Consider the following 1,051-nt stretch of genomic DNA (forward strand, 5'->3'; position numbering starts at 1 on the left):
ACGGGCCGTACCATTCGGCATTGGCGCCGAGCGTGTTCATCAGCGCCGCCTTGTAGTCGGCGGTGCGGCCCATCCAGCCATAGGTCATGCGCGCCCAATGCGCGATCGCGCCCTGCTGCGCGGCAAGATCGGCGGGCGAATGCGCGACGCGGAAATATTTGTGGGTGAAGCCGCCCGAGCCGGTGTCGGTGGGCGAGGTCAGCACAGGCTGCTGGGCGGGATCGTGCAGGGCGTCGTAGAGGCGGGCCAGCGACCGCACCGAATTGCGCATCGCCGGATGGCTGGTGACGTCGGCCACCCGCTCGCCATTGATATAGACCTCGCGCCCGTCGCGCAGGCTCGCCAGATATTCGGCGCCCGTGAACGGCCGCGACTTGTCGGCACGGAAATCTTCCGATCGCATATGATCCTCCCTTAACATGTTAAATTTACCGAATCCGGCCGTCGCGTGTTATGGACAAAATCCAAAATAGGTTGGATTTTTTCCGGCGTCATGGCCCAGTCTCTCTTTCCCGAGTTCTTCGTCTACGGCGAGCCGGCGCGGGCGCTCGACGTTGGCTTCCTGCATGTCGAGACCGTGCAGGCCCGCGCTTCCGTACATCGTGGCCAGGTTCTGGCGCACAAGCACCCGCAGATGGCGCAGATCACATTCTGGACAAATGGCAGCGGCGTATATCGGATCGAGGACAAGACCTGGAGTTTTTCAGCGCCGACTGTGAGCTTCATGCCAAGTGGCGTGGTGCATGGTTTCGACATCGAGCCGGGCACCGACGCCATCGTCGTCTCGGTCGCGGATGCCGCGCTCGCGGCAATCGCTGAACATTCGGCGCTGCCGCTCGACCAACCGGTTCTCATCACCGCGCGTGGTGAGGAAGCGCTTTGGCAAAGGCTCGGCGGCACGGTCAGGATGATCCAGGCCGAATATGCCGAGGCCCAGGCCGGCGCGGAAAAGATCCTGCCGCCGCTGATCGCGGTGGCGCTGTCGCACATCGCCCGCCTGGACGCGCAATCGCATGCGATCACAATGCCTGCGGCTGTCGTTCTGGGCGGT

2 protein-coding genes are annotated in these 1,051 nt (G+C 63.7%); one reads left to right on the forward strand and one right to left on the reverse strand.

Annotation, left to right across the window (positions count from 1 at the left end; translation table 11 throughout):
* The coding region (locus EN742_RS35830; protein ID WP_281035054.1) for a 4-hydroxyphenylacetate 3-hydroxylase N-terminal domain-containing protein at positions 1-403 on the reverse strand (403 nt) is incomplete at its 3' end.
* A gap of 90 nt (positions 404-493) precedes the next feature.
* Between EN742_RS35830 and EN742_RS35835 the strand changes: the two genes are divergently transcribed.
* A partial coding sequence (locus tag EN742_RS35835; protein WP_348632879.1) for an AraC family ligand binding domain-containing protein occupies positions 494-1,051 on the forward strand: 558 nt, incomplete at its 3' end.

It is taken from the genome of Mesorhizobium sp. M4A.F.Ca.ET.020.02.1.1 (assembly GCF_004022645.1).
Lineage (GTDB): Bacteria > Pseudomonadota > Alphaproteobacteria > Rhizobiales > Rhizobiaceae > Mesorhizobium.